Origin of the sequence: Stenotrophomonas rhizophila (genome assembly GCF_001704155.1) — a bacterium.
Lineage (GTDB): Bacteria > Pseudomonadota > Gammaproteobacteria > Xanthomonadales > Xanthomonadaceae > Stenotrophomonas > Stenotrophomonas rhizophila_A.
In genome coordinates this window covers 4,049,545-4,070,530 of record NZ_CP016294.1, presented here as the reverse complement: position 1 = coordinate 4,070,530, position 20,986 = coordinate 4,049,545, and the positions used below count along the sequence as shown (strand labels likewise).

The 20,986-nt window shown below is 67.8% G+C and carries 15 protein-coding genes and 1 tRNA gene; 7 read left to right on the top strand and 9 right to left on the bottom strand.

Annotated elements, in window-relative coordinates; translation table 11 throughout:
• Positions 1–21: 21 nt before the first annotated feature.
• Positions 22–1,233 (bottom strand): 8-amino-7-oxononanoate synthase, encoded by a 1,212-nt coding sequence (gene bioF / locus BAY15_RS18080; RefSeq protein WP_068854356.1) that lies wholly within the window; start codon positions 1,231–1,233, stop codon positions 22–24.
• 79 nt (positions 1,234–1,312) lie between these two features.
• A complete protein-coding gene (gene bioB, locus BAY15_RS18075; RefSeq protein ID WP_068854355.1) occupies positions 1,313–2,347 on the bottom strand; it encodes a biotin synthase BioB in 1,035 nt (344 codons plus the stop codon).
• A gap of 70 nt (positions 2,348–2,417) precedes the next feature.
• Here bioB and BAY15_RS18070 point away from each other — a divergent pair, with 70 nt between their 5' ends.
• From BAY15_RS18070 to BAY15_RS18060, 3 genes are all read left to right on the top strand, one after another.
• A complete protein-coding gene (locus tag BAY15_RS18070; protein WP_068854354.1) occupies positions 2,418–3,119 on the top strand; it encodes a ComF family protein in 702 nt (233 codons plus the stop codon).
• Positions 3,120–3,188: 69 nt separating this feature from the next.
• Complete coding sequence (locus tag BAY15_RS18065; protein WP_068854353.1) at positions 3,189–3,752, top strand: HdeD family acid-resistance protein; 564 nt, start codon at positions 3,189–3,191, stop codon at positions 3,750–3,752.
• Between the two features lie 46 nt (positions 3,753–3,798).
• A complete protein-coding gene (locus BAY15_RS18060; protein ID WP_068854352.1) occupies positions 3,799–4,284 on the top strand; it encodes a SecDF P1 head subdomain-containing protein in 486 nt (161 codons plus the stop codon).
• Positions 4,285–4,290: 6 nt separating this feature from the next.
• On the opposite strand, the gene BAY15_RS18055 is transcribed toward BAY15_RS18060, so the two are convergent.
• Genes BAY15_RS18055 through BAY15_RS18030 form a run of 6 tightly spaced genes read right to left on the bottom strand, consistent with a single transcriptional unit; the run spans position 4,291 to position 11,528 of the window.
• On the bottom strand, positions 4,291–6,099 hold the full coding sequence (locus tag BAY15_RS18055; protein WP_068854351.1) for an MFS transporter: 1,809 nt from the start codon (positions 6,097–6,099) through the stop codon (positions 4,291–4,293).
• Between the two features lie 49 nt (positions 6,100–6,148).
• Positions 6,149–7,264, bottom strand: a complete 1,116-nt coding sequence (nagA, locus tag BAY15_RS18050) for an N-acetylglucosamine-6-phosphate deacetylase (protein WP_068854350.1) — start codon at positions 7,262–7,264, stop codon at positions 6,149–6,151.
• Entirely contained in the window at positions 7,261–8,037 is a 777-nt protein-coding gene (locus BAY15_RS18045; protein ID WP_068854349.1) for a DeoR family transcriptional regulator, read from the bottom strand. The genes nagA and BAY15_RS18045 overlap by 4 nt, the downstream gene beginning before the upstream one ends.
• Before the next feature lie 32 nt (positions 8,038–8,069).
• A complete protein-coding gene (locus BAY15_RS18040) occupies positions 8,070–9,398 on the bottom strand; it encodes a D-tagatose-bisphosphate aldolase, class II, non-catalytic subunit (protein WP_068854348.1) in 1,329 nt (442 codons plus the stop codon).
• 38 nt (positions 9,399–9,436) lie between these two features.
• Positions 9,437–10,378, bottom strand: a complete 942-nt coding sequence (locus BAY15_RS18035; RefSeq protein WP_068854347.1) for an ROK family protein — start codon at positions 10,376–10,378, stop codon at positions 9,437–9,439.
• The gene (locus BAY15_RS18030; protein WP_068854346.1) at positions 10,371–11,528 is read right to left on the bottom strand and encodes an SIS domain-containing protein; all 1,158 of its coding nucleotides are present in this window, start codon (positions 11,526–11,528) and stop codon (positions 10,371–10,373) included. The genes BAY15_RS18035 and BAY15_RS18030 overlap by 8 nt, the downstream gene beginning before the upstream one ends.
• Positions 11,529–11,851: 323 nt before the next feature.
• Between BAY15_RS18030 and BAY15_RS18025 the strand changes: the two genes are divergently transcribed.
• From BAY15_RS18025 to BAY15_RS18015, 3 genes are all read left to right on the top strand, one after another.
• Positions 11,852–15,205, top strand: a complete 3,354-nt coding sequence (locus BAY15_RS18025) for a TIM-barrel domain-containing protein (RefSeq protein WP_068854345.1) — start codon at positions 11,852–11,854, stop codon at positions 15,203–15,205.
• Between the two features lie 131 nt (positions 15,206–15,336).
• Complete coding sequence (locus BAY15_RS18020; protein ID WP_068854344.1) at positions 15,337–18,327, top strand: TonB-dependent receptor domain-containing protein; 2,991 nt, start codon at positions 15,337–15,339, stop codon at positions 18,325–18,327.
• Positions 18,328–18,380: 53 nt separating this feature from the next.
• The gene (locus BAY15_RS18015) at positions 18,381–19,736 is read left to right on the top strand and encodes a Gfo/Idh/MocA family protein (RefSeq protein WP_068854343.1); all 1,356 of its coding nucleotides are present in this window, start codon (positions 18,381–18,383) and stop codon (positions 19,734–19,736) included.
• 17 nt (positions 19,737–19,753) lie between these two features.
• On the opposite strand, the gene BAY15_RS18010 is transcribed toward BAY15_RS18015, so the two are convergent.
• A tRNA-Arg gene (locus tag BAY15_RS18010) sits at positions 19,754–19,830 on the bottom strand.
• 164 nt (positions 19,831–19,994) lie between these two features.
• Here BAY15_RS18010 and ubiA point away from each other — a divergent pair.
• Positions 19,995–20,888, top strand: coding sequence for a 4-hydroxybenzoate octaprenyltransferase (gene ubiA / locus BAY15_RS18005; protein WP_068854342.1), 894 nt, complete (start codon positions 19,995–19,997; stop codon positions 20,886–20,888).
• The last annotated feature ends 98 nt before the right edge of the window (positions 20,889–20,986 follow it).

Below are 20,986 nucleotides of genomic sequence, written 5' to 3'. Positions count from 1 at the left end.
CTCACACCCAACCGCCGTGCATCACGCGCTCAGCGCATCCAGTGCCTGCTGGCGCAGCACCTGGTCGCGTGCGTGGGCGATGGCATCGGTGAGCGCACGTACTTCCGGCACCGTGTGCAGCGCCGACAGGGTCACGCGCAGGCGTGCCTTGCCCTCGGGCACGGTCGGCGGACGGATCGCGCTGACCAGGAAACCAGCCGCTTCCAGCGCGGCCGACAAGCCCATCACCGTCGATTCGGCCCCGCACAGCAGCGGCTGGATCGGCGTATCGGAGGGCATCAGTTCCAGCCCATGCTGGCGCGCGCCGGCACGGAACACGCCGACCAGCTCGGCCAGCTTCTCGCGGCGCCAGTCGTCGCGGCGTGCCAGCTTCACGGCGGCCAATGCCGCAGCCGCCTGCGCCGGCGGCACCGCCGTGGTGTAGATGTAGGGGCGTGCGGTTTCGGCCAGGTGCTGGATCATCGCCTCGTCGCCCACCACCAGCGCGCCACTGCCACCCAAGGCCTTGCCCAGCGTGACCAGCTGCAGCGGCACGTCGGCCACGCCCAGCCCGGCGTCGGCCACGCAGCCGCGGCCGTGCTCGCCGATCACGCCCACGCCGTGTGCGTCGTCCACGTACAACACCGCTTCCTGCATGCGCGCCACCAGCGAGAGCGAGCGCAGCGGGGCGATGTCGCCATCCATGCTGAAGACACCATCGGTGACCAGCATCGCCGCGCCGTCGGGCGCGTGCTTGAGCTGGCGCAGCGCACCTTCGGTATCCAGGTGCGGGTAGCGGCGCAGGCGGCAGCCGGCCAGGCGCGTGGCATCGAGCAGGCTGGCGTGGTTGAGCCGGTCCTGCACGCACACATCGTCTTCTTCGCTGAGCAGTGCCTGCTGCACCGCCAGGTTGGCGGCAAAGCCGCTGCCAAACAGCAGCGCACGCGGGTAGCCCAACCAGTCGGCCACTTCCTGTTCCAGCGCTTCATGCAGCGCATGGTGGCCGCAGATCAGGTGTGAGGCGCCCGCCCCGGCGCCTTCGCGCGCGGCGGCATCCTGCAGCGCGCTGACCACGCCAAACTGCTGGGACAGGCCCAGATAGTCATTGCTGCAGAAGCCGGTGAGCCACTGGCCATTGACCTCCAGGCGCACGCCATCGCGCCGGGTTACCGTGCGGCGCACGCGGATACGACCCTGCGCTTCGCGAAGCTTGCGCTGGGACTGGATGCGGTCGTGCAGGTCGGTACGGGCCATGGTCGTCAATGTCATGGGCTGGCAGGGCAGCTAGCGTACCCGGTTGCCGGGCGCTGCGCTGCACCGCCCGGGGCAGGGCTCAGGCCGCTTGTCCGCAACCACCTCCACAGGTGATGTCGGCATGCACGGTGCCGGGGTGGTCATGCCCGGCCGCATCCACCTGCACCGCCATCGGGCGCAGACCCAGCCGGCTGAACAGGGCCAGGTCGCGTTCGGTGTCCGGATTGCCGGTGGTCAGCAGTTTTTCGCCGTAAAAGATCGAGTTGGCCCCGGCCAGGAAGCACAGCGCCTGCAGCTCATCGCTCATTGCTTCGCGCCCGGCCGACAGCCGCACCATTGCCCTGGGCATCACGATGCGGGCCACCGCGATCATCCGCACGAACTCGAACGGGTCCAGTTCGGCACTGCCATGCAACGGCGTGCCCGCCACCTGCACCAACCGGTTGATCGGCACCGAATCGGGGTGCGCCGGCAGGTTGGCCAGCGCCAGCAGCAGCCCGGCGCGGTGCGCGCGGGTTTCGCCCATGCCGACGATGCCGCCGCAGCAGGTCTTCAGCCCGGCCTCGCGCACGTGTTCCAGCGTATCCAGCCGGTCCTGGTACTGGCGGGTGTGGATGATCGAGTCGTAGTAATCCGGCGCGGTGTCCAGGTTATGGTTGTAGTAGTCCAGCCCGGCCTCGCGCAGGGCCACGGCCTGCGCGCCGTCGAGCATGCCCAGCGTGGCGCAGGTTTCCAGCCCAAGTGCCTTCACCTCGCGGATCATCGCCGCCACCTTGGGGATGTCGCGGTCCTTGGGCGACCGCCACGCCGCGCCCATGCAGAACCGCGACGCCCCGGCCGCCTTGGCCTGGCGGGCCTTGGCGACCACGTCGTCGGTGGCCATCAGCTTCTGTGCGCTCACCCCGGTGTCGTAGCGCTGGGCCTGCGGGCAGTACGCGCAGTCCTCCGGGCAGCCGCCGGTCTTGACCGAGAGCAGGGTCGAGACCTGCACCTCGGCGGGATCAAAGTGCTCCCGGTGCACGCCCGCCGCCCGGTGCAGCAGCTCCGGGAAGGGCAGCTCGAACAGCGCCAGCAGCTCCTCGGGGTGCCAGTCGTGGCGGATGACAGAAGCCATGGGAGTGTCCTGACAGATTGGAGAACGAAGGGGCGGCAGTCTGGTGAGGTTGAAGGAGGCTGTCAACCATATGAACTTTCGCAAAGTTTACGATGTGCTGGGGTGGTTGGGGCATCACTGCCTGCCGCTGCGCTGCCTGGTCTGCGCCAATCCGGGAAATGACGGGCTGGATCTGTGTGCCGCCTGCTACGCCGAGCTTCCGTGGAACGACCATGCCTGCCCGTTGTGCGCGCTGCCGCTGCCGCCCGATGAACCGGCCAAGGTGTGCGGTGCCTGCCTGGCCGAGCCGCCGCGGCAGGCCGGCGCGGCGGCGACCTTCCTGTATGCGCCGCCGATCGACCGGCTGGTGCTGCGCTTCAAGTTCCACCAGGACCTGGCCGCAGGGCGGCTGCTCTCGCAGCTGATGCTGCACGCCGTGCCGGACTTCGCGCAGCACCCGCTGCTGCCGATGCCGCTGCATGGGCGCCGGCTTCGCGAGCGGGGCTACGACCAGGCCCGGGAACTGGCCCGCCCGTTGGCGCGGGAGCTCCAGTTGCCGCTCTGGACCGGGCTGTGCCGCAGCCGGGCGACCCTGGCCCAGTCCACGCTGGACGCGGATGCACGCCGCCAGAACCTCAAAGGGGCCTTCGCCGTGCGGGCCACCCCGCCGTCCCGGCTGACCCTCGTGGACGATGTGATGACCACCGGCGCCACCCTGGACGCGGCCGTGAGGGCGCTGCGCCGGTCCGGCCTGCAGGAGGCCATGCTGTGGGTCTGCGCCCGGGCGCCGTGACACCTTGCCATGGCCTGCACAGGGCGTGGGCCTAGCATCGCGGTTGACCCTCCTCCCAGGAACACCGTCATGAGCCAGGCTCCGGAACTGCGCACTACGTCGCTGTTGTCGCTGGTGGGCCGCAGCTGGTGGGTGGTGCTGCTGTATGGCCTGATCGCGATCGGCTTCGGCCTGATCGCCATCGTCCGGCCGCTGTCCGCCGCCGCCGGGCTCGCCTGGGCCATCGGGGTCATGGCGCTGGTAGAAGGCCTGGTCAGCCTGTTCGCGGTATTCAGCGGCAACAGCGGCGCGCCGCGCGGCTGGGCATTGGTCTACGCGCTGGCCTCGATCGGTTTTGGCGCGCTGGCGGTGATCAACCCGCTGGTGACCGCCAAGGTGCTGGTGCTGCTGCTGGCGATCTGGCTGATCCTGGCCGGTGTGTACCGCATCGTGTTCGCCATCCGCGTACGCAGGCAGATAGAAGGCGAATGGCTGCTGATCGTCAGCGGCCTGCTGGCCATCGTGCTGGGCGTCATGATGTTCGGCAACCCGCTCGGCGGGGTGGCGGTGACCACGCTGTGGATCGGCATCGGCAGCCTGATCTACGGCGTACTGCAGGTCGTGGTGGCGTTCCGGCTCAGGAAGTTGCGCTGACGGCTCCGGTTCGGGCAACAATGCTTCAAACAATGGGAGTACGGCAATGCGCAACGGATGGCGATGGAGCCTGGCGGCAGCGAGCCTGCTGCTGGTCACGGCATGCAACCAGCACAACGGCGCGGCGTTGAACCCTGCAGCGCAGGGCAACCCGCCGCTCGCCGATGTACGCATCGAAATGCGCCCGGTCGCGGAGGTCGGCGAGCCGGGCGTCGAGGTCCGCTTCGCACACGGGGAGACCGTCAAGCTGGCCAACCCGCCCGTGTTCACGACCGGCGCGATTGCCAGCGTGCGCCAGGTGGTCAACGAGGACGGAAAGGCCAACGTGTACTACGCGTTCACCGACGCCGCCGCGCCTCGCATCCACAGCGCCACCGAGCGCCTGGTCGGACGGACGATGGTGCTCACCGTCGATGGCGAACCGATCTCCCGGGCGAACCTCAGCGGCCCCTTCGGCGAGAGCATGATGACCTCGGGCCTTGAGGCGGACGAAGCCACCGCGCTGGTTACCCGGATCACCGGGCGACCGTAGCGCTGTCTAGCGGAACCGCGCTTCGATCTCCTCCAGCGTCTTGCCCTTGGTTTCCGGCAGCAGGAACGCGGCCACCAGGAAGTACAGCAGCGTGCAGCCGGCCCAGAAGAAGAACATGCTGGCGTAGCCGTGGTGGCCCACCGTGGGCAGGAAGATCGCCGCGATCACCGTGGATACGAACTGGTTGATCAGCAGCGCGATGCTCATGCCGTTGGAGCGGATGCGGGTAGGCATCAGCTCCGACAGCGCAAGCCACACGCAGACGCCCGGGCCCACCGCGAAGAACGCCACGAACAGCAGGATGCAGCCGGCCACCAGCCAGCCGTGCGTGGGCGAGGGCACCGGGCCGATGACCGCGCGCTCGATCACCAGCGGCGCCTGCACGGCGGCGGCCGGATCCGGGAACGGGTTGAGGTTGAGGCGGCGGAAGAACGCGCCGATCACGCTGTCAGCCGACACCGCGTCTTCGCGGCGGATCTGCAGCGTGGCGTCGATGGGGTTGTCGCTGCGCAGCGAACGCACGTTGCTGAAGCCGCCGTAGGCGTAGGACACCGTGAGCTGCAGCGGCTGACCGTCGGCGTTGCCATCCAGCCGGCGCCACTGTGCGGCATCCATCGGCAGCGACAGCGACTGCCCGTACACCTGCTGCTGCAGCGCGGGCTGTACATCCAACCGCCCGTGTTCGCTGCGAACGAACAGCAGCGCGGCGCCCAGCAGCGCGATGGTGATGCCGCCGGTGCCCAGCATCAACAGGAACTTGCGGCCCTTGCGATCCACCAGCACCAGCGCGACGATGGTCATCAGCGCATTGAGCAGCTTGATGGAGACATCGGCCCAGTTGGCCACCGCGCCGGGTAGCCCGGCCTGGTGGAGGATGTTCACCGCATAGGCCAGTACCGAATTGATGCCGGTCGCCTGGGTGAAGGCCAGCACCAGGCAGGCCAGCACGAAGGGCCACACATAGCGGCGGCTCAGCAGCGGATCGCGCCTGGCCGGGCTGCCATCGCTGGCCGGTGCATCGGGTGCCTGCATGCGCGCCAGCGTGGCTTCCACCTCCGCCGGCGCCACCGTGCGCTGCAGGGCGCTGCGTGCTTTCTCAATGCGGCCGCGCCGCACCAGCCAGCGGGGCGATTCGCTGATCAGCAACGCGCCGCCGGTGAACACCAACCCGGGCAGCAGGCAACTCCAGAAGATGGTGCGCCAGGCGTGATCCTTCACCGCGAACAACAGGCGCTGCTGCTCCTCGCCCGGCAGGTGGCGCACGGCGGCAGTGGCGGCGTCCACGCTGTGGGCGTGATACAGCCCGATCACCGCCGCCAGTACCAGCCCGATGGTGAGCAGCAGCTGGAACATCGCCGCGCCACGCCCGCGCCGTTCGGGACTCAACACTTCGGCGAGGTACAGCGGCACCACCACGCCGATCAGGCCGCCGCTGATGCCCTGCAGCAGGCGCCCCATCAACAGCGGTCCATAGCCTTCGGACAGCGCCATCACCGGAATGCTGGCGGTGAACAACACGCCGGCCAGCACCATCGCGCCGCGCCGGCCGATCAGGTCGGCCACGGCGCCGGCAAACAGCGAGGACAGCACGCTGCCCAGCAGCACCGCAGCCACCACGAAGCCAAGCTGCTGGGTGGTCAGGTGCCAGCTGGCAGTGGCCGTAGCCTCGAGGTAAGGCAGGGCGCCGGCGATGATGCCGATGTCGATGCCGTAGAGCAGGCCGCCCATGCCGCCGATGAAGAGCAGATAGCGCACCGGCCAACGCGGCGCGTTGGCGGAAGCGGGCACGGGCATCACGGCGGAAGCGTCGTTCATGGTGCGGTCCTGTCTACGTTGGAACGCGCCGCACGGGGCGCGGAATCACTCAGTCAAGCGTGATGCGTTCGCCTTCCACCACTACCTGCTGCACGCGCAGGTCATGGTTGAGCACGACCAGGTCCGCCCACGCGCCCCGTTGCAGGCGGCCGCGGTCATCCAGGCCCAGATAGTCGGCGGGGTAGCGTGAAACGCGGTTGGATGCGTCATCCAGCGCCAGACCCAGCGCAACCAGGTTGCGCAGTGCCTGGTCCATGGTCAGCGCGCTGCCGGCCAGCGAGCCACTTTCCAGGCGCACGCAGCCCAGGCACTTGTGCACGCGCTGCACGCCGAGCGCGTACTCGCCATCGGGCATGCCGGTGGCCGCGGTGGCGTCGGTCACGCAGTACAGGCGCGGAATCGCGCGCAGCGCGGTGCGGATCGCGCCGGGGTGCACGTGCTGGAGGTCGGGAATGAGTTCGGCGTACTCGGCATGCGCCAGCGCCGCCGTGGCGATACCGGGGTGGTAGTGGTCCACGCCGGTCATGCCGTTGAACAGATGGGTGAAGCCGGCGGCGCCTGCCTCCAGCGCGGCCACGCCCTGCTCGTAACTGCCTGCGCTGTGTCCCAGCTGCACGCGGATGCCGAGCGCGTTCAATGCGGGGATCAATGCAAGGTGCTGGCCGATTTCCGGTGCCAGGGTCAGCACCTTGATCGGTGCGATGGCGTGCAGGCGGCGCACATCCTCCAGCGTGGCTTCCACCACCAGCGGCGGCTGCGCACCCAGGCGCTCGGCGCTGATGAACGGGCCTTCCAGGTGAACGCCCAGCACGCGCGCCATGCCGGTATCGCGCTGCGCAATCGCGGTGGACAGGCCCTGCAGCGCACGCACGATGTCGCCTGTCTCCGCGGTCATGGTGGTGCCCAGCAGCGCGGTGGTGCCATGCCGCGCGTGCGCGCGTGCCACCGTCTGCGCGGTATTTCCGCCCTGCATGATGTCCACCCCGGCACCGCCATGCACATGCAGGTCGATGAAGCCGGGCAGGATCAGCGGCACCTCGTCATCGCCACGCGGGTCAGCGTGGTCGCTGCTGATCGACACGATGCGCTGGCCAAACGCTATGTCGCCGCGCACCCACCCGGACGGGGTCAGCACGCGGCCATGCAGGGTGGAAACCGGGTTCAAGGCGGCGACTCGGCAATGATCACTTCGATGCCCAGCTTCTGCAGCCCTTCCAGGTACTCCGCATCGATGCTGGCGTCGGTGATGATGGTATGGACCTGGTCCAGGCGGGCGATGCGGTGCAGGCTGACGTGGCCGAACTTGGAGGCGTCGGTGAGCACCACCACGCGCCGTGCGCGCTCCACCATGCGGTGGTTGAGGCGGGCCTCGGCTTCATGGTGGGTGGTGAGCCCGAACTGCAGGTCCAGCCCGTCCACGCCCAGGAACAGGGTGTCGAAACTGTAGGTATTGAGGCTGGCCTCGGCCTGGCTGCCCTGCAGCGACAGTGACTGCTTGCGCAGCAGGCCCCCGGTGAGCAGCAGTTCCACGCCCGGTGCATTGGCCAGCTCCCAGGCGATGTTCAGCCCGTTGGTCATCACCGTCACGTCGCGGTGTTCGCGCAGGTGGCGCGCCAGCGTCATGGTGGTGGAACCGGAATCGATGATGATGTTGTCGCCAGCGCGCACCAGCCGCGCGGCATGCGCGCCGATGCTGTCTTTCAGCGGCAGGTTCAACGTGTCTTTTTCATGGATGTCCTGCTCCAGCGGTGGCTTGCGCACCAGGGTGGCGCCGCCGTGGGTACGCGTGGCCAGGCCCTGCGCTTCGATGTGGGTCAGGTCGGCGCGGATGGTCACCGCCGAGACGCCGAAGCGCTCCACCAGTTCGCTGACCTGCACGTTGCCGTGTTCGACCAGCAACTGCAGGATCTGTTGGCGGCGCTGCCGTGTGTTGCGCATGGGGCGATTCCGTTCGGAAGGAAAGCCGAAGCTTACCGTTCCGAAAGCTCCGTGGCAGAAAAAGCTTCGTTATCCGCGCCGAACGCATTGCGAGCGCAAGCCCGGGCGTATTCCGCCAGGCGCAGGCCCACCTTGTGCCGGATCAGCGCCAGCGGTTCGGCCGCCAGCTCACCTGCCTGCACCGCGCGCAGCTGTTCGGGCAGGTACTGGCTGAGCAGCATGAGCGGGGGTGCCTGGCGGGTGAGGTTGTCGACCAAGGTGGTCAGCGCGGCCTGCACGGCCGGTTCGCCCCAGTAGTAGCGGCTGCGGTCGCTCAGGGAATAGGCGCGCAGCAGGCGCTGTTCGTGCGCATCGCCCTGGTAGTAGCTGGCCCAGCTGGCCGGCTTGTCGAGCATGCAGCGGTCCAGGACCTCGATGATCCGTGACGCTTCCGCACCGGGAAGGAGCTCGCGTTCGATCATCGCCAGCGCGAACACCGCCTCGCGGAACGCGTAGGTCGCCGCCGGGCCCACCTTGAGGATGGCGAAGTGGTCGCGCACCAGCGCATGCAGGCCGGCTTCGGTCTGGTAATCGGTGGAATGGGCTTCGAACACGATGCGCGGCTGGGTTTCCACGAACGCCGAGAGCTCGCGGGCGGCGGCCGGGTCATAGTGGTGCACGCTGCTGTGGTCGAAATCCACGCCGGGCTGCACCACCATGGCGATCACCCGCTCCCAGGCCGGCAAGAGGTCCGGTGCGGAAAATGCCTCGCGGTGAATCGCCAGCGTGACGGCGGCAGCGGTGGGCGTGGTCACGGCCAAGCCACCTTCCAGGGAGGCTTCGCCACCGGGAACAGGCACTTCGGTACCGATCACGTAGACCGGTGGCGGCAGCCCGTTCTCCGCGGCCGTGCGTTCGGCAATGCGCGCCAGTTCAGCCGAGCGCGCGGCCACGACCGCATCCGGCAGCGGGGTCGGGTCATCGGCGCAGGACATGCTGCAGTCCAGGTGGATCTTGTGGAAGCCGGCGGCCACGTAGGCGGCAACCAGCGTGCGCGCGCTGGCCATCGCAACGTCGGCCGGCCCCTTCTGCCAGGCGTTCGGGCCGAGATGGTCGCCGCCCAGGATCAGCCGCTCCGCCGGGAAGCCCTGGCTTCGCGCCAGCTGCAGCACGTAATCGCGGTACTGCGGCGGGGTCATGCCGGTGTAGCCGCCGAACTGGTCCACCTGGTTGGAGGTGGCTTCGATCAGCAGCACCGTGTCGTGTTCGCGCGCGACCTGCATGGCGGCCAGCAGCACCTGCTCGTTGCTGCAGCACACGCTGTACAGGCCAACGGGCTGGCCCTGGCGATGGGCGGCGATCAACGATTGGACGGCAGACATGGCAACACTCCAGGTGCAGCGGAACGGAAAGAAGGGGTTCAGGGCGCGGGATGGTGCTGGCGCGCCAGCAGCGCCGCGCCGCGTGCACCGCCGGCATCGCCGAAGGCTGGCGGCAGGATCGGCGGTACGCGCACCCCGTTGAACAGGTAGGGCGCAATGGCGGCAGGCAGGTCGCGGTACAGCTGCTCCAGTTTCGACAGCCCGCCCCCCAGCACGATCACGTGCGGGTCCAGCGCCAGGATCAGGCTGGCGAAGCTGTAGCCGAGAAGGTCGCGGTGGATGGCCAGCGCCTGCAGCGCGATCGGATCGCCGGCCTGCGCCTGCTCCACCACGGCGGTGGCGTCGCAGGCCAGGCCGCCATGGCGTTCATGGATCAACGCCAGGCCGCTGCCGGAGACATAGCGCTCTAGGCAGCCGCGCAGCCCGCAGCCGCAGTCCAGCAGCGGCAGGTCATGGCGCAGCTGCAGCGTGGCCGGCAGGCTCCAGTGGCCCCACTCACCGGCAATGCCGTTGTTGCCCGCGACGAGCTTTCCGCCCAGGCAGTAGCCACCGCCCGCGCCGGTGCCGAGGATCACCCCGAACATGCTGGGGTAGCCGGCGGCGGCGCCGTCGTGCGCTTCGGAAAGGGCAAAACACTGCAGGTCGTTACCCAGTGCCAGCGGGCGCTGCAGCCGTGCTTCCAGGTCATGCCCCACCGTGTGGCCGCTCAGCGCGGGCACGTTGGCGCTCAACTGGCGGCCGCTGTCCCGATCGCGCACGCCGGGCAGGCCCAGGCCTACCGCGACCGCACGCGTGCCAACGGCTGCATCGGCGTCATCCACCAGCTGGCCGACCGCCGCCACGAAGGCGGCGTAGTCATTCGTGGGCGTCGCCACGCGCTGGCGATAATGCACGTTCAGCGCAGCGTCGCAGGCCACCAGTTCAATCTTGGTGCCGCCGATATCAATGCCGTACCAGGTCTGCATGCGCTGCTCAGCCATGGTCGTGGATCGTCACGCCCTGCACCACGCGGTTGACCGTGCCATCCGGGAAGGGGTTGTCCGGGGTCAGGCCGAGCACGGCCGAACGCTGCAGCGCGAAGCACTGCGCCATCACCAGCCACAGCGGGGCCAGCCACGGATCGGGCAGGGCAGGTACCTGCAGCAGGAAATCGCCGTCGGCACTGTCGCTGCCGGCCGGGCCGACCGAGATCACGCGGGCGGCGATGCCATCGCGGCGCAGCTCTTCCAGCAGGTCCTGCTCGTAGCGTCGCGCCAGCGGCTGCGCGCTGCGCAGCACCACCACCAGCGTGGTGCCATTGAGCGTGGATTTCGGCCCGTGGCGGAACCCAAGCGGGGTGTTGGCCAGCGCCAGCACCCGGCCGGCAGTGAGTTCCAGCACTTTCAGCGCCGCTTCGCGCGCGGTCGCTTCCAGCGGGCCACTGCCCAGGTAGATCACCCGCGAGATATCGGTACGCGCGAGCGCTGCGACCGGGGCGTCCCAGTTGTTTACGGCCTGTGTACCGCGCTCGGCCAGGCTGCGCAGGCGCGCGATGCGCTCGGCCCACGGCGCGCCATCGAACACGCTCAACGCGGCCAGCAGCATGCAGCTCAGGCTGCTGGTCATGGCAAAGGCGCGGTCGCAGCTGGCCGGCGGCATCAGCAGCGACAGCGTGTCGCTGCGGCCTTGGCCGCGCTGTGCCAACGCGCCATCGGCATTGCAGGTGATGTCCAGGAAGCGCGCGTCGTCCACCTGCGCCCGCACCAGGTCCACCGCCGCCACGCTTTCCGGGCTGGAGCCGCTGCGCCCGAACGACACCAGCAGGGTCGGGCGGTCGCGCTGCAGGTACAGCGCCGGGTGGGTGAGCAGGCTGGTGGTGTGGATGGCGCGGACGTCTGCCGGCCACTGCGCATTGATCTGGTCGGCGACCATCTCGGCGATGAAGCCCGAACTGCCGGCGCCGGTGAAGATGACCCGCTGGCCCGGCTGGCGCAGCGCGTCACCCAGGAACGCATCGATGCGCTCGCGGGCGACCTCCAGCACGTCGGCCAATGCCGACCACAGGGCGGGTTGCTGCGCGATCTCTTCTGCGGTGTGCGCGCCACCCAGGCGCTGCCAGGCGGGCATATCGGGGAGCAGAGTGACGTCCATTCGCTATTCCTGTTGGGCGACCGCACGATCAGCGTTTTCTTTCGAAATGTCAAATATCGAAAGATTAAAATAAGATATCCGGGTCACAGTCTTCACTATTGATGTCGGTTCTTGCGCAATTGATCGCGTCTATCTGCGCGGACTGCAACGAAAAAATTAGCGCATTCAGCTGGCAGAAGGAAAGTGGTGCTTTGCATCATCTTTCGTTTTGATAGAATTCCTAATCTTTTTTCTTTTCAATTTCTTGACATCTTTCGATAGCCTGCCCCATAGTCGGCCGCACTGGTTTCGGACACCCGCCGAACGCGGGCTTTGGGGGCGAAGTGGTTACCCGTTGTCGACGCACCGTACTGGCCATCTCTCTTCTGTCGCTGCTGGCGGCGACACCGGCGCTGGCAGCGCCGTTGGGCAACCTGAGCGCACTACGTGCCGAGCCGGCCGCGTCGGCCACTGCCTGGACGCTGACCACCGATAACGGCATGACCGTGCGCGTGGACCTGCTGCGCCCCGACCTGTTGCGCGTGCAGGCCAGCCGCACCGGCAAACTGCTGCCGGCCGGCGACAAGGCCGCCCCCATCGTGCTGCCGCAGGCCACTGCGGCCGTGCCATTCCAGCTGGAGGAAGACGGCAACGAGGTGCGCATCCGCACCGACGCGTTGGTGCTGCACATCCAGCGCCAGCCGCTGCGCCTGGCACTGGACCGGCGCGAGGCCGGCAAGGACGTGCCGCTGTGGCGCGAACTGCAGCCGCTGGACCTGGATACCGCACAGAGCGTGCAGGTGCTGAGCAGCCAGGCCGACGAACAGTTCGTCGGCGGTGGCCAGCAGAACGGCCGCTTCGCTTTCAAGGGGCGTGAGCTGGAGGTTTCCTACTCCGGTGGCTGGGAAGAGGGCGACCGCCCCAACCCCGCGCCGATGCTGCTCAGCTCACGCGGCTGGGGCATGCTGCGCAACACCTGGAGCGATGGCAGCTACGACCTGCGCCAGGCCGACCAGGCCACGCTGCTGCACCGCGAAGACCGCTTCGATGCCTATTACTTCGTCGGCGCCGGCCTGCCCGCGCTGCTGGACCGCTACACCGCACTGACCGGGCGCGCCGCATTGCTGCCGCGCTGGGCGTTCTCGTACGGCGATGCCGACTGCTACAACGATGGCGACAACATCAAGAAGCCCGGCAGCGTGCCCGAAGGCTGGAGCGATGGCCCCACCGGCACCACCCCGGACGTGGTCGACAGCGTGGCAAAACAGTACCGCGAGCACGACATGCCCGGCGGCTGGATCCTGCCCAACGACGGCTACGGCTGCGGCTACAAGGCCCTGCCGGAAACGGTGAAGGGCCTGGCTGGCTACGGCTTCAAGACCGGGCTGTGGACCGAGAACGGCGTGGACAAGATCGCCTGGGAAGTCGGCACCGCCGGCAGCCGCGTGCAGAAGCTGGACGTGGCCTGGACCGGCAAGGGCTACCAGTTCGCGATGGATGCCAACCAGTCCGCGTTCAACGGCATCCTGCACAACTCCGATTCGCGCCCGTTCCTGTGGACGGTGATGGGCTGGGCCGGCATCCAGCGCTATGCGGTCGCCTGGACCGGCGACCAGAGCAGCAGTTGGGATTACATCCGCTGGCACATTCCCACCCTGGTCGGATCGGGCCTTTCGGGCATGGCCTACGCCAGTGGCGATGTGGATGCGATCTTCGGCGGCAGCGCCGAAACGTTCACCCGCGACCTTCAGTGGAAGAGCTTCACCCCGGTGCTGATGGGCATGTCGGGCTGGTCGGGCAGCGCGCGCAAGCACCCGTGGTGGTTCGACGAGCCCTACCGCAGCGTCAACCGCGATTACCTCAAGCTTAAAATGCGCATGACCCCGTACATGTACGGGCTGGCACACGACGCGGCGACGACCGGCGCGCCGATCCTGCGCGCGCTGATGTGGGATTACCCGCAGGACCCCAACGCCTGGAACGAAACCTGGAAGTACCAGTTCCTGCTCGGCCGCGACCTGCTCGTGGCGCCGGTGTACCGCAGCCAGGCCGCCAGCCGTGGCTGGCGCCGCGACATCCACCTGCCGCAGGGCCGCTGGATCGATTACTGGGACGGCCGCGCGCTGCAGGCCGGTGCCGAAGGCCGTCAGCTGGACCGCCCGGTCGATCTGGCAACAATCCCCGTGTTCGTGCGGGCCGGTGCCATCGTGCCGATGTATCCGGAGATGCTGTACGACGGCCAGAAACCGCTGGATGAGGTCACCTTCGACCTCTACCCGCAGGGCAGCTCGCAGTACACGCTGTACGAAGACGACGGCAACACGCGCCGCTACGAGAAGGGCGAATCCAGCCAGCAGCAGGTCACCATGCAGGCCCCGGCGCAGGGCAGTGGCCGGGTGCAGGTGAACATCGATGGCGTGCGCGGCCAGTACCAGGGGCAGCTGGCACAGCGCCGCTACGCGCTGCGCGTACTCAGCCGGCAGAAGCCGGCAGCGGTAATTCTTGATGGCCGCGCGCTGCCGATGCTCACAGATGCCGCCGCGTGGCAGGTCGCGCCGGAAGGCTGGTACTTCGATGCAGGCGAACGCCGCGGCACCGTGCATGTTCGTACCGTACCCACCGATATCCGCCAGCCGCTGGCCTTCCAGCTCGATATCGCACAGGCACCGGCAGCTGCCGATGATGTGTTCCCCGCCGCACCGGTGTTGGGCCGCGCATTGCCGGCCGACAGCCTGCTGGTGGTCAACCGCCCGGCCGAAGAGCGCGGCTACGAACTGGAAAAGGCATTCGACGATGACCCGGCCACCTGGTTCCGCACCGTGCGCAACCAGGCCGTGCGCACCGGCGCCCACGAATGGGTGATCGGCTTCGGCGAGCGCCGCCTGATCGACGGCATCGCACTGGCACCCCGCAATGACCAGCACTGGAAGAGCGGGCAGATCCGCGACTACGAGATCTACCTGGCCGACACCAATGGCGAATGGGGCGAGCCGATCAAGCGCGGCCGCCTGGCGCTGAAGCAGGACCTGCAGCAGATCGACTTCCCCGCCCGTGCCGGCCGCCTGCTGCGCTTCCGCGTGCTCAGCGTGCAGAACCCGGACGGTGATGGGGCCGCCGGCAGCGACCCGATGGTCACTGCGGCGCAGGGCAACGTCGCGCGTGCGGTGGATGCACTGCAACCGCGTGATGTCGGTCCGATCACCCTGTCCACGTTCCAGATCCTGGAACACCAGGTTGCAGAGCGCCCGGCGCAGCAGCGCTACCTGTCCGAACTGACCTTGCCGGCCGCGGCCAACGCACAGGTGCGCGCCGACCTCGCCTTCCAGGGCGGCCAACCCATGCGCATGAACGGCCTGCTGTTCCGCCGTGGCCTGGGCGTGGGCCCAGCCAGCCGCATCGACCTGCAGCTGCAGGGCCAGTGGCGCCTGCTGCGCGCGGACCTGGGCATCGACGATGCGTGCCGCAGCGCCGGCGGCATGCAGTTCCAGGTCTGGGGCGATGACCGCCTGCTCTATGACAGCGGCCTGGTGAAGGCACCGGGCGTGGTCAAGCCCGAACTGGATATCCGCGGCCTGCAGCGCCTGAGCCTGCGCACGCTGGGCGCACAAGGCACGCAGCCCGCACAGGTGTGTGGCAACTGGGCCAACGCCGCACTGATCGGACAGGAGGGCGATACCGCCACCATCGTGTCGCCGTAACCCAGGGACGTACCGAAAAACAGAATTCCCCACCGTTTCCCGACTACGGCCCGCCGGCCGTGGTGCGGGTGACTGTTGCCGAAAAAACCCACCCAGGCAGCCCCACGCTGCGGAAGCACAAGGAGCCAAAGATGTTGAACGAACGCCATCGCCATCGCCGCATCCCCGCTACACCCTTGTCCGTCGCGCTGGGGCTTGCCCTGGCCGTCACCGGTCCGGCGTTTGCCCAGGACGACGACACGGCCGTTGATGCCAAGGCAAAAGCCAACGCCACCGAACTGGCGCGCGTGCAGGTCACCGGCTCCAACATCCGCCGCAGCGATGTGGAAACCTCCTCGCCGGTGCAGGTGATCAGCAAGCAGGACATCGAGAACATGGGCGCGCGTACGCTGCTGCAGGTGCTCGACAACCTGCCCGCCGCGCGCCCGGGCCAGCAGGATTCGCGCTCGCTGTTCACCGGTTCCGACGGCGCTTCGCAGGCGAACCTGCGCGGCCTGGGCGCGCAGGGCACGCTGGTGCTGCTCAACGGCCGGCGGCTGTCGTACTACGGTGCGCCGGCCGGGTTCCAGACCCAGTTCGTCAACATCGACGCCATTCCGGCCGCTGCCATCGAACGCATGGAAGTGCTGACCGACGGCGCCTCGGCCGTGTACGGCACCGACGCGGTGGCCGGCGTGATCAACGTGATCACCAAACGCTCCTACCAGGGCGCGGAGATCAACATCACCGCCGACAAGTCCTCGCGCATCGATTCCTACGGCGAGCAGCAGGGCAGCATCACCGCCGGCTTCGGCGACCTGGACGAAGACCGATACAACGTCTACGCCTCCGTGAACCTGTATCGCCGCAACGCGATTCCGATCAGCGACTTCTACGACAAGCGGCCCAGCCAGTTCTACGTCAACAACCCCAACTACATCAGCAACTTCCGCCTGGGCGTCGGCAGCCGACCGGGTGAGTTCAACCCGGGCACCTACTTCGCGTTTGATCCGGTGACCAACGCGCGCCGCCAGGAAGCGGCGCCCGGCTGCACCACTCCCATCACCCAGGCCGCCGGCACGAGCTGCGCGTGGGAACAATGGATGAACCGCGAAGTCGACGCGGGTGCGAAGACCGAGCGCGCCACGGCGTACATCAGCTCGCACTTCCTGATCGGCGACAGCACCGAGGCGTTCGCCGAGGTCACTTACACCGATATCGACCTGACTGCCAACGGTGGTACGCCCTCTGCCTACAACACCACGACCGGCAATCCGTCCAGCTGGTACTCGCGCAACACCGGCAACGTGGTCAACCAGTTCCGCACCCCGTATCTGGGACCGAACAACGTCTACAACCTGGCCAGCCCGGAACTGAAGGCGCTCATGGGCGGCGTGGTGGGCCTGAACTACCTGATGCAGGATGTAGGCGATGGCCACTTCGGCCAGCGCAACACCGACCAGAGCTACCGGGTGCTGGCCGGCCTGCGCGGTGCCCTGGGCGACGACTGGAACTGGGAAACCGCGTTCGCCACCGCCGGAAGCCATTCGGTCACCTACCAGACCGTCAACGTGAACCTGGAAGGCTTCGAGCGCGCGTTTGGACCCTACACCATCGACCCGGGCACCGGGCGGGTGATCATCTCCGACAATCCGGCCTACCAGTTCGGCGTCATCAGTGACGCCAACGCCAAGCTGATCCGCGAGGCATACCCCACCTTCGACATCCAGTCGTGGACGCGCCTGCATACGTTGGACGGCAAGATCGAAGGCCCGCTCTTCAGCATGCCGGCCGGCGACGTGCGCGCCGCGTTCGGCTTCAATGCCACCCGCGAAACCTTCTACACCCCGGGCAACGAAGACGCCGCCAACGGCCTGATCACCCAGCAGGGTGGCTCGTGGTTCGACGGCAAGCGCAACACCTACGCGCTGTTTGCCGAGGCCGTGGCCCCGCTCACCGACAAGCTGGAACTGGATGCGGCGCTGCGCGTGGACAAGTACCCCAACTTCAGCGCCAACCTGGCCCCGAAGATCGGCCTGAAGTACCAGGTGCTGCCGCAACTGCTGCTGCGCGGTACCTATTCCGAAGGCTTTCGAGCGCCCAGCCTGGCCGAAGCGGGCACCGGCGGCGTGTTCGCCCAGCTCGGTGGCTTCGAGGATGACATCCGCTGCGATGAAACCAATGCCATCGCCAACCTGCTGCGCCAGTCCAGGCGCCCGGGCGACGTGGACCTGGGCAACTCGCTGCTCAACGCCGACTGCAGCCGTACCGTGGCGCGCATGACCCAGCCCAACCAGGACCTGAAGCCGGAGAAGGCCAAGATATCCACGCTGGGTTTCGTCTATGAGCCGGCGAGCTGGATGTCGATCTCGGCCGACTACTGGTTCATCTACCGCCGCAACGAGATCGCCGCGCCGGACTACAGCAAGGAACAGGACATCCTGTCGATGACCCGCAACCCGATCAGCGACTCCGATCGGGCGGCCGAGGCTGCGCTTGCGCAGATGTGCGCCGACCCGGCCAGCGGCGTGAGCTGCCCGGGCGCGTTGCCCGGCTACAGCGTGGGCAACGTGGCGGCCGTGGTGGGCCAGTACAAGAACCAGGGCCGCACCCTGGTGGACGGTTTCGACATCGACGCGCGCGGTCGCTTCATGCTCGGTGAGTGGGGCGCGCTGAACATCGGCGTGGCCGCCACCATCGCGCGCCGCAAGGAGGCCTACATCGACGACACCGATCGCTGGTACTACGGCAACACCATCGGTTACTACGGCAACCCGCGCATGCGTGCCACGTTCAACGCCGACTGGTCCTACAAGCAGGTCACCACCAGCTTCTTCGTCAACTATGTGGGCGGCACCAAGTGGGCGTGGGACCGCGTCGATGCCGAAGACAACAACCCGGACACCTGCACCGCCGGCTCGCTGCCGGTGAATCCGGCCCAGTGCGATGGCGTGCCGTCGTGGTGGACCGCCAACCTGAGCGTGGGCTGGCGCCCGGATGACCACTGGAGCCTGGGCTTCACGGTCAAGAACCTGTTCAACCGCCTGCCGTTCTACGACCCGAACAGTTTCCTGGGTGACTCCAGTGACTATGCCAGCATCTTCGGCCGCAGCTACAGTCTGCAGGTCGGCTACAAGTTCTGATTGTTCCAGCGCGCCGGTCCCGGCCGGCGCGCTTCCAAAGGGAGTAACGTTCCATGAAGCGTAGGGAATTCATTGCCGCCGGTGCGGCCCTGGCCGCCACCAGCCTGCTGCCGGAAACGCCGGCCTGGGCACGCGGGCGCACGCTGCGCCTGGGCCTGATCGGCACCGGCATGCGTGGCCAGGTGCTGCTGAAGGAGCTGGTCCGCCGCGACGACGTGGAAGTAGTCGCGCTGTGCGACATTGAACCGATCATGCTCAAGCGCGGCATGGACATGGTGGCCAAGGCCGGCAGGAAGGCGCCCACCGCCTACGGCCAGGACGGCGACCGCAACGCATGGAAGCGCCTGCTCGAACAGCGCGGCCTGGATGGCGTGATCATCGCCACGCCGTGGGAGTACCACGCGCCGATGGCGATCGCCGCCATGCAGGCCAAAATCGCGGTGGGCTGTGAAGTGGTCGCCGGCATCACCCTGCAGGACCACTGGGACGTGCTCAAGACCCAGCTCTCCACCGGCACCCCGTACATGCTGCTGGAAAACGTCTGTTACCGCCGCGACGTGATGGCGACCCTGCAGATGGTGCGCAACGGCCTGTTCGGTGAACTGGTGCACCTGCAGGCCGGCTACCAGCACGACCTGCGCGGGGTGAAGTTCAACTCCGGCGATCCCGCCCAGCCGTACGACAGTGGCGTGGAATTCGGCCCGCATGCGTGGTCCGAAGCGCGCTGGCGCACCCAGCATTCGGTGGACCGCAACGGCGAGCTGTACCCCAGCCACGGCATCGGCCCGTGCGCCATGTACACCGGCATCAACCGCGGCAACCGTTTCACCCATATCAACGCGTTCGCCAGCAAGGCGCGCGGCCTGCATGAGTACACCGTGGCCAAGAGTGGCGGCACCACCCACCCCAGCACCAAGGTGAACTTCAAGCTCGGCGACATCGTCACCACCACGCTGGCCTGCGAAAACGGTGAAACCATCCTGCTGCAGCACGACACCTCGTTGCCGCGCCCGTACTCGATGGGCTTCCGCGTGCAGGGCACCAAGGGGTTGTGGATGGACGTGAACCAGTCCATCCACATCGAAGGCCGCAGCCCTCCGCACAAGTGGGAACCGTTCAAGGCCTACCAGGATCAGTACGAACACCCGCTGTGGAAGCAGCACGCCGACACCGCCGCCAGCGCGGGCCACGGCGGCATGGACTGGTTCGTGATCCACGCCTTCGTCGAAGCCCTGAAGGCCAAGGCCCCGATGCCGATCGACATCTACGACGCCATCACCTGGAGCGCGATCACCCCGCTGTCGGAGCAGTCCATCGCCAACAGCTTCCAGACCCTGGAGTTCCCGGACTTCACCGCCGGCCTGTGGAAGCAGCGCAAGCCGATCTTCGCGTTTGACGGGACCTACTGACGGGAAAGCAAAGAAGATGGTGCGCCCGGAGGGATTCGAACCCCCGACCAATGGCTTCGGAAGCCACTACTCTATCCGGCTGAGCTACGGGCGCATCTTGAAGAACCGCCGCACCACCGGCGGGCCGGGGTGGGCATCGCAGCGCCATGAGGCGGTGCGGGACGGGCATTCTATCCGTAAACGCGGCGCAGGTCTGCCCCCTTGGGCGAAACAGCGCTTCCGGCGCCGGGGCGGGGGCCTTGGCGGTATCCTTTACGCATGGCTTACGAACGTTTTGACGCCCCCGCGGGCGCACCGCCCTCGCGCTGGGGCCAGTACTGGAAACTGATGCGCGCCGATCGCCCGATCGGCACCCTGCTGCTGCTGTGGCCTACCTGGTGGGCGCTGTGGCTGGCCGCCGGCGGGCTGCCGCCGCTGTGGATCCTGTTCGTGTTCACCGCCGGGGTATGGCTGACGCGTTCGGCCGGCTGTGTGATCAACGACTACGCCGACCGCTGGCTGGACCCGCACGTGAAGCGCACCAAGGACCGCCCGCTGGCAAGTGGCCGGGTGTCCGGCCGCGAGGCGCTGGTGTTGTTCGCCGGGTTGATGCTGGTGGCGTTCGCGCTGGTGCTGACCCTGAACGCGCTGACCATCGGCATGAGCTTCATCGGCATCTTCCTGGCCGCCAGCTACCCCTACCTCAAGCGCTACACCCACCTGCCGCAGGTGTACCTGGGCATGGCCTTCGGCTGGGGCATCCCGATGGCGTTCGCCGCCATCCAGGGCGAAGTGCCGGTGATCGGCTGGCTGCTGTATGGCGCTAACATCCTGTGGTCTACCGCGTACGACACCTGGTACGCCATGGTCGATCGCGACGACGACCTGAAGATGGGCTCGCATTCCACCGCCATCCTGTTCGGCGACCTGGACCTGGTGATCCAGGGAATCCTGTACACGCTGTTCCTCGGCACGATGGCGCTGGTGGGCGTGCGCGGCGGGCTGGGTCTTTACTACTGGCTGGGCGTGGCGGTGGCTGCCGGGCTGATTGCCTACGAATTCTGGATCGCGCGCAAGCGTGAGCGCGACCCCTGCTTCAAGGCGTTCCTGCACAACAACTGGGTGGGCGCGGCGTTGTTCGCCGGGATCGCAGCAGCGTTGGCTGCTGCCTGAGAGCCCCCCGACCAACGGTCGGGCGCTACCCGATCCGTGCGCGCTGGCGCCTGGCCGGTACGTCACGACCGTTGGTCGTGACGCCGCGGTCCGGCCGC